The following is a 20,734-nucleotide window of genomic DNA, read 5'->3' as shown; positions in this document are numbered from 1 at the left end:
AAGCCTATTAGATGGGTCGATAACATATGAAGATAGCACTTATTGGTTCTGGAAAAATAATCATGTCAGCTTTAGATGCTTTAACAGAGGTTTCGGGCATTGAGGTGATGGCTTTATGTGTTCGAGCATCAAGTATTGCAAAGGGGGAAGCGATCTGTCAGCAATTTGCTATCAATAAACTTTACACAGATTACGAGGCGCTATTACAAGATACAGAAATTGACGTTGTTTATATTGGTTTGCCAAATCATTTGCATTATAGCTATACGTTTCAGGCATTAATGGCAGACAAACATGTCATATGCGAGAAGCCATTTACGCCAGAATGGCAGCAGTTACAGGAGCTTATGCTGTTAGCGAAAAAAAAGAGACTGTATTTATTTGAGGCGATTACGGCAATACACACCCCGGGCTTTCATTTCATCCAACAAAATATCAATAAAATAGGGGAAATAAAGGTTATACAAGGCAACTATTCACAATACTCAAGCCGATATGATGACTATTTACGTGGTAGCGTGCATGCAGCATTTGATCCACAGCAAGCCGGCGGTGCTCTATACGATATTAACCTTTATAATATTTATGTGTTATCTGCACTAATGGGCGCTCCTGATAATAGCCATTATGTGTGTAATAAAGGTTATAACGGCATCGATACCTCAGGGATATTAACACTACAATTTGGTTCAGCCATTGCCGTGTGCTCAGGTGCAAAAGATTCTGCTAGTCCAGGTTACTTTATTATTCAAGGGACTAAAGGATACATCCGGGTCGAAGGTGCACCGAGTCTTTGCCAATCTGTGGAAGCTTGTATTGAAGGTCAGGTGACCTCAGTTGCGCATGAAGCATCAACTAATCATATGATATTTGAATTCGCTTTCTTTCGAGATCAAATCGCATCGCAAAAGTTGACGCTATGTTATGAACTGCTCGAATTAGCGCTGACGGTTTCAAAAATACTCCATAAATCAAGAAATGATGTGGATATTTCTTTTTCCTGACTGTATCAGTGACTCAGGGCATCGCTGGCAACCTTGATATCCATCGTCAAAGCTGCCAGCAATAACATCAATCAAAATCATTTAGAACGAATATAAAGACGCAATGGATTGCCCCAGTTTTTCGGCAAGTTCTGAGGATGCATATCTATCCATCACAATCTCGATATAAGCCGCACTGTCTTGAGATTCTGCATGTTGAATTGCCTTATCTAATTCATCACAGGTGGTGACTTTTTGACAATACCAATCATTGCAGCCAAGCGCGGCAGGTAATTGAGCATAATTCCACTGTGGCAGGTCGTTGTAATACGCTTCAGGATCTTTACAGAGTAAACGTTCAATAAGATAACCATCATTATTAAGTACAAAAATAATGGGTTTTAGGCCAAAGCGAGCGAATTGACTGACTTCTTGCGCTGTAAGTTGATGGGAGCCTTCACCGGTGACTAAAATTACTCGGCGGTGTGGTTCGGCGATTGCAGCTCCAAAAGCAGCAGGTGTCGCCCAACCGATCGAACCCCATAAGGTTTGATTGTGGAACTGTGCATTTTCAGGAAGCAAGGCAAACCCTAATCCCATTGAGGCAGTTCCTGTTTCCGCGATAATAATATCATCTTTTTTAAACATTTTTTCGAGGCGAGGGTACAAATAACCCGCCGTAATTTGCCCATTTTCACCTTGGATAGGCGCCCCAAGATCTTGAGCTTTGATACCTGAGTGATTTAATGCTGGAGCCAGTTGCTTAAGTTGAGCGAGCACGTCATGCATATAGACTTGCGGATAAATGGCTGAGCCAACCTTAACATGATCCGCAAGAATATTAATGCGGTTTTCTGGGCGGATGGTCGCGGTAAAGCTTCCGGAGTTAAAATCTGTCAACACAGCGCCAATTCCCATCACACAATCACAACTTTCAACAAAGTTGCCAACTTGTGTGTTCATCAATTTACCATTGTAAATGCCCATATAAGATGGATTGGACTCGCTGACAATACTTTTATCCATAAACATCGTGGCATAAGGTAATCCTGTTTTATCAATAATTGCTTGAACATCATCGGCATAGCCTAAGCGAGCACTTAAGATACCAGGAATAATACAGGCTTTTTGGCTTGAGTTGAGTTTTTCCAAAATAGCAGTAACGGCGGATGATAATGACTCACTATTACTTTTATGAATAATGGTTTCTTCAGTGTTTTTATCTGCTATAACGGGCATTACTGCATAGTCTGATGGTAATCCTATGTAAACCGGTCGACGCTCATGAAGAGCCGTCGCTATCAAACGTTCTGTTTCGGCAATGCAGTTTTCAGGTGTCAAAATCGCATGAGCACAACTTAAATGTTGGCTCATCTGATAGAACACGTCGAAATCACCATTACCAAGTGTATGGTGGACTAAGCGATGGTTTTTTTGTACACCACTGGTAGGCATACCAACTAAATGAAAAATAGGAAGATGTTCGGCATAAGATCCAGCAATACCGTTTAATGCACTTAATTCACCGACGCCAAATGTTGTAGAAAGGGCGGCAACGCCTTTAATACGCGCATAGCCATCTGCTGCATATGCTGCATTCAGTTCATTGCAGTTACCTATCCAGCGCATATTCGTGCTTTCACAGACGGCATCCTCTATTGGAAAGGCATAATCACCTGCAACACCAAAAATATCATTGATGCCGATCTCATTTAGACGAGCTAAAACATATTCGATGACGGTTTTATTCATTATATTATCTCCTAATACTTAATATGGTCGATAATTCTGCTTTTTATTAGTTTTAGCGTGGATTTTTCTTTAACGGAAATTATTTATAATTATTCTATCTATAACTAAAAGTCATAGGGGGAGCAATGGATATACGTTCATTACGCTATTTTGTTGAGGTCGTACAACTGAATGGGTTTAGCCGAGCGGCAGAACACTTATTTGTCACCCAGCCCGCCATTAGTCGTAGTATAAAAAAACTGGAGCAAGAGCTTGGTTATACATTATTAGTCAGAGAATTTGATGGGGTCAGACTGACAGATGAAGGCGAGATTTTATTCAGTCATGCAAAACAAATATTGATGCAATTCCATAGTATGAATAAAGCACTCAAAGAAAGAGCAGGGCCGTTATCTGGCGTTTTAAATGTCGGACTTCCCCCTGTGATTGCATCGACGTATTTTGCTGACATTATCATGGTGTTCAGTCAACGTTATCCGCAGATAGAATTAAAAATTATTGAGCTTGGCTCTCGTAAAATGATGGAGGCGATGCTGAAGGGCGAAGTCGAAACCGCCGCAGTCATGCTCCCATTCGAAAATGAACAATTTGATTTGCATGTTTTTTCGTCAGACCGACTAATGTTACTGGTGAGTGAACAGCATCCATTAGCGCTGCATAGCTCGGTAAAATTTGCAGAGGTTGTCGATGAACCATTTATCTTTTTCTCAGATGATTTTCGAATTAATGAACTCGTCACTAGTGCGTGCGGTATTTATGGGAAAAAGCCTACGGTTGTGGGGCGTAGTGGCCATTTAGATTTAGTTACTGCAATGGTGAGAGCAGGTGTCGGCATCACCTTGCTGCCTGATAGTATGTGGAATAAAACGCGGGCTGATGGTTTATCGATCATCCCTGTCGTTGAGCCGGTACTTTCGTATGAATTAGCATTAGCAACACTGAAAAATATACCGCAAAGCCGTAGAGCGAAAGCATGGCATGATTTGGCGATAGAAATGTTGTAGTTATTGTAAAGATTATAGATATCAACATACTGTGACTATTTCTATGATTTTTATCCCCATAAAAAGTGGTGGCCTTTTTATTGATGGATATCGAGGTAGTAAAATCGGCCTGATCCTTAAAATAAGCCATCCATAGTTAGATTTTCATCAATAAATAAGTCACAATAGTTCCATTATCTTTATTGATGTAAGTAATGGAATCATGGCAAGAAAACCAAAAGAGACAAAAGTTGAACCATTAGAAGTTATTCTGTGGAAATCAGCAGATAAGCTGCGTAAGAATATTGATGCTGCCGAATATAAACATGTTGTTCTTGGACTGATATTCTTAAAATATATTTCTGACTCTTTTGAGTCGCATTATGAAAAGCTCAAAAAAGGTGAGGGTGAGTTTGCTGGTGCAGATCCTGAAGATCGCGATGAATACATGGCTTATAACGTTTTCTTTGTTCCAGAGAAAGCCCGTTGGTCAAACCTTCTCAGTAACGCTAAACAACCGAATATTGGTAAATTAGTCGATGAGGCAATGGAGGCGATTGAAGAGGATAACCCGCAACTAAAAGGGGTGCTTCCGAAAGTTTATGCACGTCAAAACCTTGATGCGACGGTATTAGGGGAATTGATTGACCTTATTGGTGATATTGCTTTAGGGGATGCGAAATCACGTTCCGCTGACGTCTTAGGCCATGTTTTTGAATATTTTTTAGGTGAGTTTGCTCTTGCGGAAGGTAAGCAAGGCGGCCAGTTCTATACACCTAAATCGATAGTTTCTCTATTAGTGAATATGCTTGAGCCTTATGAAGGTCGTATATTCGATCCATGTTGTGGTTCCGGCGGTATGTTTGTGCAGTCTGAAAAATTTGTCGAGTCACATCAAGGAAATATCGATAATATTTCGATTTATGGGCAAGAATCTAACCAGACCACATGGCGTTTGGCGAAGATGAACTTGGCTATCAGAGGCATTAACTCTGAACAAGTGAAATGGAATAGTGAAGGCTCGTTTCTTAATGATGCTCATAAAGACCTACGTGCTGACTTTATTATTGCTAACCCACCGTTTAACGTTTCTGATTGGTCTGGTGAACAGTTGCGCAAAGATGCCCGTTGGCAGCATGGAGCTCCACCTGTTGGTAATGCTAACTTTGCGTGGATGCAACACTTCTTGTATCACCTTTCACCAAAAGGACAAGCCGGTGTTGTATTAGCGAAAGGCGCATTAACGTCGAAAACTTCAGGCGAAGGCGATATTCGTGCAGCATTAGTTAAAGATGCCAATGTAATCGATTGTATTGTTAATCTGCCTGCTAAGCTGTTTCTTAATACGCAAATTCCAGCGGCATTATGGTTTATGCGTCGTGACCGTAAGAACTCTACTCAATATCAAGATCGGAGTGGTGAAATTCTGTTTATTGATGCGCGTAATCTTGGTCATTTAATTAATCGCCGCACTAAAGTGTTATCCGATGATGATATTAAGCTAATTTCGGATACTTATCATAATTGGCGTAATAAAGATGGTGTTTATGAAGATGTTGCAGGTTTTTGTGCATCGGTTTCCGTTGAGAAAGTGGCTGAGCTGGATTATGTGCTAACTCCAGGTCGTTATGTAGGACTTGCCGATGAGGAAGATGATTTTGATTTTAAAGAGCGCTTTACCCAGTTGAAAGCGGAGTTCGAAGCTCAATTAGAAGAAGAAGCAAAACTCAATCAAGCAATTGCTGAGAATTTGGCGAAGGTGATGGTATGAGTGAGTGGCAAAATGTGACTCTTAAACAGTTAGTCAAATTTGGAAATGGTAAAAGTAGACCAAAAGAAAAAGGAAAAATACCTGTTTATGGTGGTAATGGAATATTAGACTTTACTGATAAGTATAACTATGCTGGTGAAACACTGATTATTGGTCGGGTAGGGGCGTATTGTGGGGCAACGTATTTAGAGAAAAGTCCTGTATGGGTTTCTGATAATGCGTTATCAGCCAAAGCCTTAGATAATAATAATCCTGATTATTTATATTATTTATTTAAGTATTTAGATTTAAACCAGTATGCTCAGGGTTCAAGCCATCCTTTGTTAACTCAGACATTATTAAATGCAATTGAAGTAGAAACAACACGTGATGGTATAGAACAAAAAGCTATCGCTTCGGTGTTATCTTCGTTGGATGACAAAATAAATCTTCTCCATCGTCAAAATAAAACTTTAGAAGCTATGGCGGAAACGCTTTTTCGACAGTGGTTTGTGGAGAAAGCTCAAAATTATTGGCAAAGTGGAATATTAAAAGATGAATTTAACTTCATCATGGGACAATCACCCAAAGGTTCATCATTTAATGAGGAAAATATTGGCACTCCTATGTTTCAAGGAAACGCTGATTTTGGTTTTAGATTTCCTAAAGAAAGAGTATATACAACAGAACCAACAAGGTTTGCTCAAAAGTTTGACACGCTAATTAGTGTTAGGGCTCCCGTTGGTGCTCAGAATATGTCTAGAGGGAAATGCTGTATTGGGCGTGGAGTTTCAGCATTCAGGCATGCAAAATTTTCTGAGTGGTATACCTACACGTATTTTAAACTACGTTATTTAATGAATGAGATAAAACAATTTAATGATGAAGGTACAGTATTTGGTTCCATTAGTAAGTCTGACTTTGAAAAAATAGAAGTAATTATTCCTCCTGATGAGATAGTTCATGAGTTCGAATTAATTACTAAGCCTATAAATGATAAAGTTATCAAAAATAGTTTTCAAATAGAAACCCTAGAAAAACTCCGTGATACCTTACTTCCTAAACTGATGAGTGGGGAAGTGCGCGTAAAATATACTCCAGAAGCAGAACAATAATTGTAGTAGGCAGCGTGAATTGAACGCTGCTTTTTTATTACCTCTACCTGATAGGATGATAATAATGTCAAAAATGACGGAATCCGATATTGAAAAAATGGCGATTGAGCAATTACAACTGTTAGGCTATAAATATGTTTATGGTCCTGATATAGAGCCAACAAGCATTAATTCATTACGCGCCTACAACCAAGTCATCCTTCAGGAAAACGTATTAACAGCATTAAAGCGTTTAAATCCTCATTTGAGCGAAGAAAAATGCCAAGAAGCACTGAAACAAGTTACACAAATAAACTCCCCAGATTTAATGAATAATAACCTCAATTTTCATCGTTTATTGACGGAAGGAATTAATATTGAGGTGACCAAAAATGGCCATACACAAGGTGAATATATTTGGCTGGTGGATTTTTCACAGCCTGATAATAATGAATTTATTGTTGTTAATCAGGTAACCATTAGAGAAGATCGTAAAGAGCGTCGACCTGATGTAATTATTTATATTAACGGCTTACCGCTTGTCGTTATTGAACTAAAAAATGCGACTGATGAAAATGCCACGATAGAAGGGGCATATAAACAAATAAAAACCTATCAACAGGATATTCCATCCTTATTTACCTACAACGCTTTTAGTGTTATTTCTGATGGATTGGAAGCCAAAGCTGGAACGTTATCGGCTGATTTTGAGCGTTTTATGGCATGGAAAACCGATAATGGCATGACTGAAGCGAAAAGAACGCAACCACAATTAGAAGTATTAACGCAAGGTTTACTAAATCCAGTGACCTTACTCGATATGATCCGCTATTTTATTGTATTTGAGTCGAGCAAACAGGAAGATAAAAATGGCATTATCTCGATCAAAACGGTCAAAAAAATGGCCGCTTATCACCAATATTATGCAGTGAACGCAGCGGTACTTTCGACAATACGTGCCGCAAATGTGAATGCAGACTCCCCGTCAGCAGAAGTTGCATTACGTTATCAAGGGCGTAATAAGCAGCACTTAGTACAAGAACAAAAAATAGGTGATAGAAAAGCAGGGGTTGTTTGGCATACACAAGGTTCTGGTAAATCGCTTTCTATGGTGTTTTATACCGGAAAAATTGTATTGGCACTCGATAATCCAACCGTAGTGGTTATTACAGACCGTAATGATTTAGATGATCAGCTTTTTGGTACCTTCTCATCTGCGGTGCAATTATTACGTCAAACACCAAAGCAAGCCGACAACCGCGAAGAATTGAAAGAATTACTGAAGGTTGGTTCGGGTGGCGTGATATTTACGACTATTCAGAAATTCCAACCCGATACGGGTAGCAGTATTTATGAATTACTTTCAGATCGCAGCAATATTGTGGTCATTGCTGATGAGGCGCATCGTTCTCAATATGGTTTTGGTGCAAAAGAGGTTGATGTTAAAAATGAACAAGGAGAAGTTGTTGGTAAGCGAACCGTTTATGGGTTTGCTAAATATATGCGAGATGCGTTACCTAACGCAACCTACCTTGGATTTACAGGAACACCGATTGAAAAAACGGATGTGAATACACCAGCTGTATTCGGTAACTATGTTGATATCTATGATATTGCCCAAGCAGTGGAAGATGGTGCAACAGTACCGATTTATTATGAAAGTCGCTTAGCCAAAGTCAAAATTAGCGAAGAAGGCAAACAGCTTATAGAAGCTTTTGATGAGGAATTTAGTGAAGAAGAGCTCACATTGACTCAACAGCAGAGAGCAAAATGGGCTCGTATTGAGGGAATTATTGGTAGCAAGGAACGAATTAAAGCGATCGCTGAGGATTTAGTGACCCATTTTGAAGAACGTTTAGTCGCGAATGCTAATCAAGGTAAAGGCATGATCGTGGCAATGTCACGTCGTATTGCTGTGGATTTATATAATGAAATAGTTGCGTTAAAACCTGAATGGCACAGCGATGACCTTAATGACGGCGTGATTAAGGTTGTGATGACATCTTCTGCATCTGATGGACCTGAAATTTCTAAACATCATACAACGAAAAGAGATCGACAGCTATTAGCTAACCGTATGAAAGATGAGGATGATAAACTTAAATTAGTCATTGTCCGAGACATGTGGCTCACAGGATTCGATGCTCCAAGTATGCACACCTTATATATCGATAAACCGATGAAAGGCCATAATCTGATGCAGGCCATTGCACGTGTTAACCGAGTGTATAAGGATAAATCAGGTGGGTTGGTCGTTGATTATTTAGGTATTGCGGCTGATTTAAAATCGGCGCTATCTTTTTATTCGGATGCGGGGGGGAAAGGTAAACCAACCTTAGATCAGGATGAAGCCGTTACTGTGATGCAGGAGAAACTAGAAATTCTGCAAGGAATGCTATTTGGTTTTGATTATAGAGAGTATTTTACTGCAAGTACTTCTCGTAAATTAGCCATTATTTTAGAAGCAGAAGATTTCATTTTAGGGCTGGATGAAGGTAAAGGAAAAATACGTTTTCTCACCGCAGTGACAGCATTGTCTCAAGCATTTGCCCTCGCGACTCCTCATCCCATTGCAATGGAATCCACACCCGAAATCGCTTTTTTTCAAGCGGTGAAAGCGCGCTTGGTGAAATTCGATAATACGGTTGGAGGAATAACAAGTAATGAAAATATAGAGCTAAGAGTTAAACAAACTATTGATCAGGCATTAGTGACTGATACAGTTGTGGATGTTTTTGATGCAGCTGGAATTAAAAAACCGGATATATCAATTCTGTCTGACGAGTTTTTAATGGAGATGCAAGACTATCAACATAAAAATATTGCATTAGAAACATTGAAAAAGCTATTAGCAGATGAAATAAAAGTTAGAACCACCACTAGTATTATTCAAGGTAAAAAACTAATGGAAATGCTTAGTGGAGCGATAAAAAACTACCAAAATAAAATTTTAACGGCAGCTGAGGTTATCGATGAGTTAATCAAATTAGCTAAAGATATTAACAAAGTAGATGCAGAGGCAAATGAGCTGAAATTATCGCCATATGAATATGCCTTTTATACTGCGGTTGCTGAAAATGACAGTGCTAAAGAGTTAATTGGTAAAGATAAACTGAGAGAACTCGCGGTGGTTTTGACTGAAATGATTCGTAGCAATGTAACGTTAGATTGGACAATAAAAGAATCTGCTAGAGCAAAAATCCGAGTGATCGTAAAACGCTTACTTAACCGCTATGGCTATCCGCCCGATATGTCATTGTTGGCAACAGAGACTGTACTGGCACAGGCTGAATTACTATCAAATGAACTATTAAGTTCGGAGTGAATGAAGCTCGATTTATATTTATGCGCTAATAGCGAAGAAGGGGCACTAATGGAGTGCCGGAGTGAGATAAAAGTGAGCTAATAATCTAGTGATGACAGTATCACTTTAAGCTAAGTAGACAAGGATGTCTTTGCACTATGGATAAAACAAAAAATTATCGTCTCTCTTGTTATTAATGACCGCACTCTATAAAGATATACCTATTTATCGTTAATAAACGTAATCATCTTATCTAAATCTCGAAAAATATTAGTTGATTATCAATAACACGAGTCATGATATAACGAGTAAAATCGATGCATAAGAATAAAGGTTGATATAATCAATGTTACTCTATAACTAATAATAGGCTTTAATATTTATGATGATTAATAAAATATAGACATAAAATTACTGATTAATTAAATGATAATATCAATAAGATGAAACTTTTTTTCATGTGCTCACTTAATAACAGTTTTTATTGTTATGTTTTATGATAAAGATAAGGAAATGAAGTCATTAGTGAGAGAATATACGGATATCAATCATAATAAGTATTAAATATAAGGTTTTTCTTCCTGTTTTATTTTCTGCAAAGCTATTTGTTTTTATTTTTTACTGTAAAGGTGTTTTTTATATTCTATGCTATAGTTTAAAGAACTACAGATATCAAAGAGGAATTTTATCGCTAGTGGTGGAGCCCATTAACGGTATCTTATTGTTATATAAATATTAAATATGGACATCATTTTAAGAATGAATAATAATTTTAATGAAATGTTTTTATGGATTATCGATAATAGAAAAATCAATTAATGGTGATAATTAAATGTGATGAGGTGAATTTATGAATAAAATAACAATGGTGATAATGGTTTTATTAACGACTTTTTTATTAGCATGTCAAGATAGCATCATCAATAATGAAGAGGGTGAGGTAAGTTCAAGTCAAGAAATCTTATCAAACAATGATACAGCTGTAGAACGTTAAAATATAACTCAATCAATTCATTATAAAGTGAATTTATGATTGGTGCTATATGAACAGATAATAGTATTATTTATATTGAAAATTAAATTCCTATATAGAAGCATGGAAAATGCTATTTGATATTGTTATTTCAATATCTTGGATATTAAAGTTAATCCAAAAAACAAGCAAAATAGAAGGAGGAATATCATTGGAATTATAGGGAAAAATGTGAGAGTAATGAGAATGGCTCATGATATCTATAAAATAACTGAATAAGATTTATGTATATTCACTCAATGATTTTTTAGTATATTTAATAATGAGCCTATTCTTAATAGTAAATATAAAAAAGTCATTGTCACTAGCCCCATGTAGTGGATTTTACTGTGGGTGATATAACAAAATCAAACTGGTATGATATATTTTATCGTGGTTTTTTGTTTGAGTAATTCTTATGATTAAATATCATAACTATGTTTGTTAGAGATTTTCCAATTAGATTAGCCTATTTATCATGATGATGGTCAAATGTATTTAAAGTGATATTTTTGTTAATTTAATTTTAAATGTCATTCTCTATATCATGAATACAGAGGCGCAGATTTATTCACGAAACGCTAAGCGGTTTCTAAAAAATATTTTCCCTACTAACAAAATAACGGGTAATATTGTTGCCTAAGTCAATTTATTGTCTATCCATGATGTACGGTTATCATTAAAAGACACTGACATCTCTGTCTATCCCCCTAAATTGCATTTGAGGTATATTCCTTTATCGATGGCTATTTATTGAAGGGAAATGTAGGTTTACTTACTCTTAGGGAGACAAGACGATAGAACATATGCGTTAGTAAGAGGGAATATATTATGGCAGAACCGCAGTATTTATTTGGAGAAATACCTTTATCACGGGCAGCCTTTGATCGTTGGTTAAAATCAGAATTTACGATAGCAGAAGCATCAGGTCATGCCCAGAAATTACAGCAACAAACCATTGCTCAATCGTTTTTAACTTATCTCAATGCCCCTTCAGATGAATTACGCTTTTTGTTGTTACATGATAAACAGCAGGCAGTTTTACGTTGTGGATTATGGTTAGTATCGGATGAGCTTAGTGATAATATTTTACATCTTGTTGAGATTTTAAAAACAACGGCCTCTTTTGTCGCAAGAAATACTACCGCGACGGTAATATATGGTGAAAATATCGCAGGTACTTTGATTGTTAAAAAAGACAAATCAACCCTATCAGATAAAGTCACTCGTTTTGATACTCCAAACTGGGCACAGGAGTGGTTGCAAGAGCTTGAGGATGCCAGTGAAGATAATATAAAAAAATGGATTGATAGCAAATTATGGAATCAAACTAAACGTCAGTACAATATATATTTGCGTAATGCGACCCCAGATAACCGTATTCATATTAAAAACACAGATTTCTTCTCTAATGGAACTCAGGTTGTTAGCTGGGAAAATGAGGTATTGCCTAATGCTAATCCTTTCACGTTTAAGCGCATATTTACCGATAGTTTAAACAATATCTATTCTGACAATAATTCGGTATGGCTGCATCCTAAGCTATCGTTAAATATGCCCATATTGATAGATACGAATTTATTAGGAAAAACGATTCGTTTGCTTGAGGGGGATTACGACACTGACTTTATATTACAAATTGACAATACATTATGGTTTTCTGTGATAGAAAATCGTCAATTTAAGCTTGGCTCTATCACCGTGGATATGGCAACTTTTCAAAAAATCAATGATAGCCATTATATCGATAAAAATGCTTTTTACGGCTCAAACCACCAAAAGGGAGTTTTTAAAATTGAAGGGGTCGACCCTCGTACTGTGACAAAATTTGACAACATATTTTCAATATCGGGTAATCAAGTCTTTTATTATAACGGTGTGTTAGAACATGCTGACGCAGCAACATTTCGCCAACAAGAAAATTATTATCTCGATAAAAAACATGTCTGGGAGGGAACAAAATTATTAGAAGGTTTCGATCCCCACAGTTTTGAAATTGTTGATTGGCGTTTAGGGTTAGTGAAAGATGCTAACAATGTTAGGATTTGTTGGAAAAATATAGAGAACGCTGATGCGTCAACAGTAGAACTCATTGATGTTTATCATGGGGCTTATTGGCGTGATAAGCAGCATATATGGTACTTCAATCAACAACTTCAACCATTAACACTACCTGATGATGGTGAATTATATTTTTATCCAAAAAGCAATTTTTGCCGTGTTGGGCAAAACATCTGGTGTCAGGCACATTTACTTGAAGGTGTTGATGTTGAGACCTTTACAGTGATTAAGCCTACTATTGGGCGTGATAAAAATTATTATTACTACGAAGAGCATCGATATACACACCAAGAGTATGCGGAAAAGGATGTTGAGCGTTATTACACTTTTGGTTAATTCAACAATGAGTATTTAGATAATAAGTGGCCAAGGTCACTTATTATCATGATGACTCGCTAAAAGAAGTTATGCATTGCTCATCATTTACTTGATAGCATTGTTGTTCTAGCAATCACATCATACTGTTCTCTTTGAAATTAATCTTTTCTTATCTTTCGAGTGTTAGAGATAACAGTCTATTACTATTGAAACTATTTTGTCAGTGAATAAATATACAGCGCCTTTAATTAAATAATATATTATTAGCCTCTCTTTATGAAAATTTAGGATGATTATAGTTAGATTCTCTATATTGTAATGGAGAAGTTAACATTAACGATTTTACTATGCTTATGGCCGTAAGAAATTACAGATACACAGAATTATTTACAGGGTCTATCAAAGGCGACGGTATTTGGTCACATCAGCCCAATCTTTCATTTGCAACCATTCTTTTGCGATGATTTGAAATGTATTTGCAGATTCGTTCGCTTTTCTGATCTTATCTAGTTGCTTAGCTTGTGTTGGATTAATCCCTTCTGAGACGAGTTTTCTAGCATCCATCACATTTAGATCTGGCTTCAGCTAGTGTTACCAATGGGTAGTTGCCTAATGCCAGCATGCTCGATTTTCCATTTATTTGAAAATGAAACTGCCAGCTTTTTTACCATTAGGTATCACTTCAAGGTACAAACCGTTGAAGTCATTGATACGGAAAGTTTTTCTTTAGATTTTGCTGTTCTGTATTTTGTGTCAGTAAATATAATAAATTCAAGTAATTATGTGGATTTATATGATTATACTCACTGAAAAAAGAGAAGATAAATAAGCAATATATTTATTTAGGTGTGAGTTTTCATGAAATTCAGTGAGACATTAAACAGCATAAAACCATAGTAATATTATGAATTTTATGCTGTTTTTAAATGATGCTTAATGAGACAATCTAAAACTAGAGTATAGGCTTACACATTAAACCGTTAGGTTTAGGTTATTTAATTGAATCATAATGATTTTATTTTAAGGTTTATATTTTGTACTCAGCGGTGTACTCATTTAGAGAAAAGTATCGTATTAAACTTAGTGCTGATAACATTATCTAAGTAAAAGTATATCAGCATAAAGGCTATTCATAATAGGGAGCACCTGAATAAAAGCGTAACTCTAGACTATTCATTAATACCCATTTCTTGGTATGTGGTGTTAGGTAACTAATTGTTGTAAGAACAGATTGTTCCCATTTTGATGAGTAATGAGTACAGGTTGTGGTGATTCACTTGCTAAAGACAACACCACTCCATACCTTGCTAAGTCGCTTATCCCTAGTAGGGCATCAGCATCATAAAAATATTCAGAAAGACAAGCCATGTTTTGCTGAATATAACCCTGAATACATTCCCCTTTATTATTATCACTAATATTACTATGCCAGATGGCGGTTAATTGCTCTCCACTTAATTGAAATTCACATTGTGTTTTCAATGCATCAGAAAAAGATTCTTTATCCGTAGATATTGGGCGCAGGATCTTCGCTTTGATAGGTACTCTTAAACTCTCGTAGAATCCTTGAGGGGCGAGTAATAGACTAGCGGCCTCTTCACTCGCCGTTGAGTCTAATTGAAATGCTAAAATAGCGTATAACTTAGGTTCAAAGGAGTTTTCATACAGTGTCAATAGCCATTCACTGAGAGACATGTATGGTAATATTTCAACAGATTCAAGTGGCAATGATAGGCGAGCAGCTTCCTGCTCAATAAGTTCCGTCCAATTAGTCCCACTTTCTTCTGCTTGCCAATACAGTGTTATCGGCTGTGTGAGAGCGTGTTGATGATAAAATGCCGCGATTGGGGCAAGCAATTTTTGTATCGCCGTTTCTTGTTTTTCCCATGAAGAAAGGGATTTCAAGGCGTTTAGTGTCAATATATTATCTTTATTGATTGGTAATGAAGATAAAGGTACGCCCTCTAGTTTCTCTTCATCGATTTGAGTTAATCGTGAATGCGTTAATAATCCAAGGTGCTTACCCGCCCAATAACGCCATTCATTGTGGGCGTCATCTAACATATTCGTAAAAAGTTGATGACGATAAGCCGTGATTGAATAAACAAGTAATCGGATGAACAAGATAATGATCACCGGAAGAACAACAAATAAAGCGATTATTTGATTGTTACTGATTTCGCTAGACAATAAGGTAATTGAAGATAAATACACGCCAATACCAAATCCAGCAATACCAATGAGAACAACCAAAAACAACCAAAGCCCCACACGCGGTAATGGAGGCTCTGGTGGATGCTCTAAAGAGGGGATTTTCCAACTCATCATGACTGTTCACCTGACGAGGAAAGGCTCGCAATGAGGGTACAGCCACATTCGGTTTGAAAATCATTCAATGCCGCTTGGCGACCGGATATTAAAATGCGCGTTGATCCGGGTAAAATGGCATTGACACCATGTCCTTTTTTCGGACAACTGACTTTATCTCCCACTAAGGCAATGGGCTTACCGTACATCATCGAGCCAGAAGCGGAAATAACTTCGCCGCCATGAGTAGTTTTGTCACCTAATCGAACAAGTGCGCGCATGTTAAGATCCTTTTATTGGTTATCCTGTTGTTTTTTATATTCAAACGTACCATCCCATTCTGGTAATTCAGCAGGGGGGAGGGGCATGATTTTATCGATATCAGGGAACTTGGCGGTTTCGTCAGAAGCATCCATTTCTTTGACAATTGCTTCATAACGGGCTGAGCGTTCTGGGTCTGGTTTAACCGCTAGGTAATAATAGTCTTTTGGTGTTGTGTCTATTTTAAATGTATCAATGAGTATTGAAGCTGAGATTCTATGTCCATTTTCCGATGCTAATTGAAAAAATTCTAATGCTATGTCAAAGTTTTTTTCCACACTCTTATAAAACATCGCTGCTGTAAATGCAGCTTCTTTATTACCTTGTTGAGCAGCACAAGCAAGCATTTTTTTTCCAATTTCAGGTTGATAAGCAGGATTGTCTTTATCTGATAAACGTTGAGCGAGAAAAATATCACCAATAACATATTGCCCTTCTGGGCTGCCTAAATCGGCAGCCTGCCTAAAATAAGCTAACGCTTTCGTTCTATCAGCAGGTACACCATAACCCGTATCGAGATAATGTCCCATTTGGTAATAACCATAGCTGATGTCTAATTTTGCCATTTTTTGAATAATGTCCCACACCTCTTGTGCGGGGCCTTTGCCTTCAATCGGGGGGACTTTGCCATAACTAATTAAGTTACTGAGATTCAACATGGCTTTGGGGTGATTTCGCTCGGCTGCTTTACGATATAGCACACCAATTTGCTTATAATCCCGCTGGTATTTATTGACCTTTTCTAGTTCACGCGCTTGTTTAAACCAAATATCCGCTTCCGGATCAACGGGTGGTAGCGTGTCTTTTTCATACACACAGGTGAAGGCTAAATCGGGTTCTGTTTTTTGAGTTACAATGGTGTCCTTTTTATCAATGGGTTTACAACCCATCAATAGCAAGCCTAATACGACGACAGCATATTGACTGGCTAGATGGTTAGAGGATAAAAAGGAACAAGTCATGATTATTGTCCTTCAACCTGTTTTTTATATTCAAAGGACCCATCCCACTCAGGGAGTTCAGCTGGGGGGAGGGGTACGATTTTATCGATATCGGGGAACTTGGCGGTTTCGTCAGAAGCATCGATTTCTTTGACAATTGCTTCATAACGGGCTGAGCGTTCTGGATCAGGTTTAATTGGTAAATAATAATAATCTTTAGGTGTTGAATTTGGAGAAAATGCTTTACTTAGCATAGAAGCTCCCATTCGATACCCGTTCCTTGCGGAAATTTGAAAAAACTTTAAAGTATTATCAATATTTTTTTCTACATCTCTTGAGTACGCAGCTAAATTATAACTGGCTTCTCCATGTCCTTGTTGCGCGGCACAAGCAAGCATTTTTTTACCAATATCGGGACGATAAGCTGGATTATCGCTATCTGAAACTCGTTGTGATATAAAGATATCACCAATAAAATACTGCGCTTCTGGATTACCTAAATCAGCCGCTTGGCGAAAATAGGCTAAAGCTTTAGTACGATCAGCGACGACTCCATAGCCTGTATCGAGGTAGTGTCCCATTTGGTAATAACCATAGCTGATGTCTAATTTTGCCATTTTTTGAATAATGTCCCATACCTCTTGTGCAGAACCTTTGCCTTCAACTGGGGGGACTTTTCCATAACTGATTAAGTTACTTAAGTTCAGCATGGCTTTAGGATGATTTCGCTCTGCGGCTTTACGGTAGAGTGCACCAATTTGAGCATAATCCCGTTGAGATTTATTGACTTTTTCAAGTTCACGGGCTTGTTTAAACCAAACATCGGCTTCAGCGTCAACGGGAGGCAATGTGTCTTTTTCATACACACAGGTGAAGGCTAAATCGGGTTCTGTTTTTTGAGTTACAATGGTGTCCTTTTTATCAATGGGTTTACAACCCATCAATAGCAAGCCTAATACGACGACAGCATATTGACAGGCTAGATGGTTAGAGGATAAAAAGGAACAAGTCATGATTATTGTCCTTCAACCTGTTTTTTATATTCAAAGGACCCATCCCACTCAGGGAGTTCAGCAGGGGGGAGGGGAACGATTTTATCGATATCGGGGAACTTGGCGGTTTCGTCAGAAGCATCCATTTCTTTGACAATTGCTTCATAACGGGCTGAGCGTTCTGGGTCTGGTTTAACCGCTAGGTAATAATAGTCTTTTGGTGTTGTGTCTATTTTAAATGTATCAATGAGTATTGAAGCTGAGATTCTATGTCCATTTTCCGATGCTAATTGAAAAAATTCTAATGCTATGTCAAAGTTTTTTTCCACACTCTTATAAAACATCGCTGCTGTAAATGCAGCTTCTTTATTACCTTGTTGAGCAGCACAAGCAAGCATTTTTTTTCCAATTTCAGGTTGATAAGCAGGATTGTCTTTATCTGATAAACGTTGAGCGAGAAAAATATCACCAATAACATATTGCCCTTCTGGGCTGCCTAAATCGGCAGCCTGCCTAAAATAAGCTAACGCTTTCGTTCTATCAGCAGGTACACCATAACCCGTATCGAGATAATGTCCCATTTGGTAATAACCATAGCTGATATTCAATTTAGCCATTTTTTGGATAATATCCCACACTTCTTGCGCTGGGCCTTTCCCGCCAATCGGGGGCACTTTGCCATAACTGATTAAGTTACTTAAGTTAAGCATGGCTTTAGGGTGATTACGCTCTGCGGCTTTGCGGTAGAGATCACCAATTTGCTTATAATCTCGTTGATGTTTATTCACTTTTTCAAGCTCACGCGCTTGTTTAAACCAAACATCCGCTTCCGGATCAACAGGGGGTAGCGTGTCTTTTTCATACACACAAGTGAAAGTTAAATCAGGTTCTGTTTTTTGAGTCACAGTGACGTCCTTTTTATCGATAGGCTTACAGCTCGTCAGCAGAATAAATCCCAATAATAATGCGATTTTTATTTCTATGTTCATCAGTTAATCCGCATTTTTTAGGCTAATAGTTTTATCTTCAAAAAGGATTAATGATCCGTTAGGTGATTCTTTATTTTTTTTATTGCTCGCATTTATAGCAACTATTTTTTTCCATTCTTTAAATTCGGCTGTCAAATCACTTGAAACACTCCCCGTCCTCTTATGCAATCCCCATAACTTTTCCCTTAACGGCTTCACAATTGGAAAATCATCGGTATCTTGCAATATCACGGCGATTTCACTGTCGAATGCCATGCTGCGTAAATTAATATTGGCAGAGCCTTGAATTAAAAAGGTATCATCGACTAAAGTTAATTTACTGTGTACATACACTTGCTGCCATCTATCCGAATCAGGAGAGACAAGTGTACAGATCATTGTTTCTAGCCCCTCAATTTTTTCAGGCTGAATATCATCAGGGCTTTTGATATCTTCACTTCGAATATAGACCCCCCAATAACCCGACTTAGGTTTGAACGATTGATCGTAAACGTGCTCTTTCATTAAATCTCGACGACCAAGTTGTTCTAACATCTTATAAGTTTGATAACCGCCTACTTCATTCGAACTTCCGACAGAGGGTTTTTCCGTTGAATTAGTGACAACAAAAAGATAGAACGGAGGTGGTTTAATGCTTTGTAATTTGCTGTCAGTTTCAGCAGCTTGTAAAAAACGTCGGTTTCGTTCTTCAACCATATCCCGTAAATTGGTCGCTATAGATGACAAACGAAAATATTGGTTTTCAAAATAGATGTAGTTACGGGCATGTTTAACACCATGATCATAGGCTTTTAATATATCGTATTCATCGTGTTGTGGCTGGGTTCGGCAAATTTTTCCGCCCGTGGGAACTAAAGGATTATTGGCTAAAAATGTGTAATGGGCGTTGAGTTTTTTGATATGCTCAGGTGTCGGGATATAGTCACATCGTGAGCGACTTTCTCTCTGTGCAAGTTGCTCTACATCGTCACCTTTGCTGGCGAAAAAACCATCAGTTTTTTTCCACGCCGACACAAAGTTATCATTTAAATCATACAGTAGCTCACCATACACACAGTTTGAGGTATCCTGCCACGCAGTTACGCCATCGCGACCAAGCCATGACTCTTCCTTATAACGAGTGATGGCATGTGCATCTTGATCCCAATATTCCGAGTGCATATTGTGCCCCATCACAAAACCAATCGCATTTTCAGGCTCTTCATAATCGATTAAAACCGCTTTTTGATGATGCGTTGAACCAGCCGCTAAAGCAGCCCAGCGAGCACTTAGCTCAGTTTCTTGACTCGAAAATTGATGATTGGTTCGCGCCGTAACATCTTTTAATCGCGAATCAGGTATACTCATTGCAATATCACGAGTCCGTACTGACAAGTTTTTGACAAGGCCCATATGAACTTTACGGTTCCAAGCGATATCAAACTGATATTGTTTTTGGGTTTGATAATCGAGCTTTGCACCAAAGACAAGAAAATCATTGAGTTGGGATGGCGATATCACTTGTTTCCCCCAACCGGGAAAGCTTTTCTCAAAATGTTTTCCCACATGATCAAACCACACAAGTACACGCACTTGCACACCTTCATTGGCCTTTTGCTCTAACAACTCGCCAATCATCGGATATTGACCTTCTCGGGCATCCGAACTACGTTCAAAATACATAGAGGGTTGAAAGCCCCATGTAATAATATCAATACTTTTTTTCGCTTTACGAATAGCTTCCGCAACGGCAGCAAAGGTTTGTTGTCCATTAATTAATGGTGCATAGGTAAATAAACTCATGGGGTATTTCGTTCGTTCAGGTATCCAGCTTGGCGTCACATGTGCCACCATGCAACTTGATACTGGTATATCAATCATCGGTGGCGTTGCTGATGTTGGGAGTTGAACTCCTAGCGGGAATTGACTCCAATTACCTCCAGACATA

At 37.9% G+C, this 20,734-nt stretch carries 14 protein-coding genes and 1 pseudogene; 7 read left to right on the top strand and 8 right to left on the bottom strand.

The window, feature by feature from the left end; genetic code table 11:
* The first annotated feature begins 26 nt into the window (after positions 1-26).
* Entirely contained in the window at positions 27-1,004 is a 978-nt protein-coding gene (locus M1F03_RS10730) for a Gfo/Idh/MocA family protein (RefSeq protein ID WP_196713047.1), read from the top strand.
* An 81-nt stretch (positions 1,005-1,085) separates the two neighbouring features.
* Here the strand turns inward: M1F03_RS10730 and M1F03_RS10725 are convergent, their stop codons facing one another.
* Positions 1,086-2,735 carry an alpha-keto acid decarboxylase family protein gene (locus M1F03_RS10725; protein ID WP_272657360.1) on the bottom strand — a complete coding sequence of 550 codons (1,650 nt, stop codon included), beginning with the start codon at positions 2,733-2,735 and terminating at the stop codon, positions 1,086-1,088.
* A 125-nt stretch (positions 2,736-2,860) separates the two neighbouring features.
* Between M1F03_RS10725 and M1F03_RS10720 the strand changes: the two genes are divergently transcribed.
* The 6 genes from M1F03_RS10720 (at position 2,861) to M1F03_RS10695 (ending at position 13,275) form a co-directional block, all read left to right on the top strand.
* The gene (locus M1F03_RS10720) at positions 2,861-3,739 is read left to right on the top strand and encodes a LysR family transcriptional regulator (RefSeq protein WP_154624116.1); all 879 of its coding nucleotides are present in this window, start codon (positions 2,861-2,863) and stop codon (positions 3,737-3,739) included.
* Between the two features lie 202 nt (positions 3,740-3,941).
* A complete protein-coding gene (locus tag M1F03_RS10715) occupies positions 3,942-5,489 on the top strand; it encodes a type I restriction-modification system subunit M (protein ID WP_154624115.1) in 1,548 nt (515 codons plus the stop codon).
* Complete coding sequence (locus M1F03_RS10710) at positions 5,486-6,583, top strand: restriction endonuclease subunit S (protein ID WP_251464290.1); 1,098 nt, start codon at positions 5,486-5,488, stop codon at positions 6,581-6,583. Before M1F03_RS10715 ends, M1F03_RS10710 begins: the two co-directional genes overlap by 4 nt.
* A gap of 64 nt (positions 6,584-6,647) precedes the next feature.
* Positions 6,648-9,887 (top strand): type I restriction endonuclease subunit R, encoded by a 3,240-nt coding sequence (locus M1F03_RS10705; protein WP_154625029.1) that lies wholly within the window; start codon positions 6,648-6,650, stop codon positions 9,885-9,887.
* 829 nt (positions 9,888-10,716) lie between these two features.
* Positions 10,717-10,860 (top strand): hypothetical protein, encoded by a 144-nt coding sequence (locus M1F03_RS10700; protein WP_154635653.1) that lies wholly within the window; start codon positions 10,717-10,719, stop codon positions 10,858-10,860.
* Between the two features lie 849 nt (positions 10,861-11,709).
* A complete protein-coding gene (locus M1F03_RS10695; protein WP_251464288.1) occupies positions 11,710-13,275 on the top strand; it encodes a DKNYY domain-containing protein in 1,566 nt (521 codons plus the stop codon).
* A 384-nt stretch (positions 13,276-13,659) separates the two neighbouring features.
* On the opposite strand, the pseudogene M1F03_RS10690 reads toward M1F03_RS10695, so the two are convergent.
* The 7 genes and pseudogenes from M1F03_RS10690 to M1F03_RS10660 all read right to left on the bottom strand — a co-directional run.
* Positions 13,660-14,021 (bottom strand): annotated as a pseudogene (locus M1F03_RS10690) (Arm DNA-binding domain-containing protein); the annotation flags it as partial.
* A gap of 439 nt (positions 14,022-14,460) precedes the next feature.
* Positions 14,461-15,585: an alkaline shock response membrane anchor protein AmaP gene (locus M1F03_RS10685; RefSeq protein ID WP_251464286.1), complete on the bottom strand. Its 1,125-nt coding sequence runs from the start codon at positions 15,583-15,585 to the stop codon at positions 14,461-14,463.
* The gene (locus tag M1F03_RS10680; RefSeq protein WP_251464284.1) at positions 15,582-15,845 is read right to left on the bottom strand and encodes a PAAR domain-containing protein; all 264 of its coding nucleotides are present in this window, start codon (positions 15,843-15,845) and stop codon (positions 15,582-15,584) included. Before M1F03_RS10680 ends, M1F03_RS10685 begins: the two co-directional genes overlap by 4 nt.
* Before the next feature lie 12 nt (positions 15,846-15,857).
* On the bottom strand, positions 15,858-16,775 hold the full coding sequence (locus M1F03_RS10675; RefSeq protein WP_413242962.1) for a DUF6396 domain-containing protein: 918 nt from the start codon (positions 16,773-16,775) through the stop codon (positions 15,858-15,860).
* A 74-nt stretch (positions 16,776-16,849) separates the two neighbouring features.
* On the bottom strand, positions 16,850-17,839 hold the full coding sequence (locus tag M1F03_RS10670; protein WP_318839924.1) for a DUF6396 domain-containing protein: 990 nt from the start codon (positions 17,837-17,839) through the stop codon (positions 16,850-16,852).
* Positions 17,840-17,841: 2 nt separating this feature from the next.
* Entirely contained in the window at positions 17,842-18,807 is a 966-nt protein-coding gene (locus M1F03_RS10665; protein WP_154623086.1) for a DUF6396 domain-containing protein, read from the bottom strand.
* A 3-nt stretch (positions 18,808-18,810) separates the two neighbouring features.
* Positions 18,811-20,733 (bottom strand): phospholipase D-like domain-containing protein, encoded by a 1,923-nt coding sequence (locus M1F03_RS10660; protein WP_154623085.1) that lies wholly within the window; start codon positions 20,731-20,733, stop codon positions 18,811-18,813.
* Position 20,734 lies beyond the last annotated feature (1 nt).

The sequence above is a fragment of the Providencia sp. PROV080 genome (assembly GCF_033688105.1).
GTDB classification, from domain to species: domain Bacteria; phylum Pseudomonadota; class Gammaproteobacteria; order Enterobacterales; family Enterobacteriaceae; genus Providencia; species Providencia zhejiangensis.
This window is presented reverse-complemented; position numbering and strand designations above follow the sequence as displayed.

Coding starts and splice junctions, on each gene's coding strand:
- M1F03_RS10675 (WP_413242962.1), bottom strand. CDS start 16,775: ATGGGTTGTAAACCCATTGATAAAAAGGACACCATTGTAACTCAAAAA.
- M1F03_RS10665 (WP_154623086.1), bottom strand. CDS start 18,807: ATGAACATAGAAATAAAAATCGCATTATTATTGGGATTTATTCTGCTG.
- M1F03_RS10720 (WP_154624116.1), top strand. CDS start 2,861: ATGGATATACGTTCATTACGCTATTTTGTTGAGGTCGTACAACTGAAT.
- M1F03_RS10660 (WP_154623085.1), bottom strand. CDS start 20,733: ATGTCTGGAGGTAATTGGAGTCAATTCCCGCTAGGAGTTCAACTCCCA.
- M1F03_RS10685 (WP_251464286.1), bottom strand. CDS start 15,585: ATGATGAGTTGGAAAATCCCCTCTTTAGAGCATCCACCAGAGCCTCCA.
- M1F03_RS10700 (WP_154635653.1), top strand. CDS start 10,717: ATGAATAAAATAACAATGGTGATAATGGTTTTATTAACGACTTTTTTA.
- M1F03_RS10705 (WP_154625029.1), top strand. CDS start 6,648: ATGTCAAAAATGACGGAATCCGATATTGAAAAAATGGCGATTGAGCAA.
- M1F03_RS10725 (WP_272657360.1), bottom strand. CDS start 2,735: ATGAATAAAACCGTCATCGAATATGTTTTAGCTCGTCTAAATGAGATC.
- M1F03_RS10710 (WP_251464290.1), top strand. CDS start 5,486: ATGAGTGAGTGGCAAAATGTGACTCTTAAACAGTTAGTCAAATTTGGA.
- M1F03_RS10680 (WP_251464284.1), bottom strand. CDS start 15,845: ATGCGCGCACTTGTTCGATTAGGTGACAAAACTACTCATGGCGGCGAA.
- M1F03_RS10695 (WP_251464288.1), top strand. CDS start 11,710: ATGGCAGAACCGCAGTATTTATTTGGAGAAATACCTTTATCACGGGCA.
- M1F03_RS10730 (WP_196713047.1), top strand. CDS start 27: ATGAAGATAGCACTTATTGGTTCTGGAAAAATAATCATGTCAGCTTTA.
- M1F03_RS10670 (WP_318839924.1), bottom strand. CDS start 17,839: ATGACTTGTTCCTTTTTATCCTCTAACCATCTAGCCTGTCAATATGCT.
- M1F03_RS10715 (WP_154624115.1), top strand. CDS start 3,942: ATGGCAAGAAAACCAAAAGAGACAAAAGTTGAACCATTAGAAGTTATT.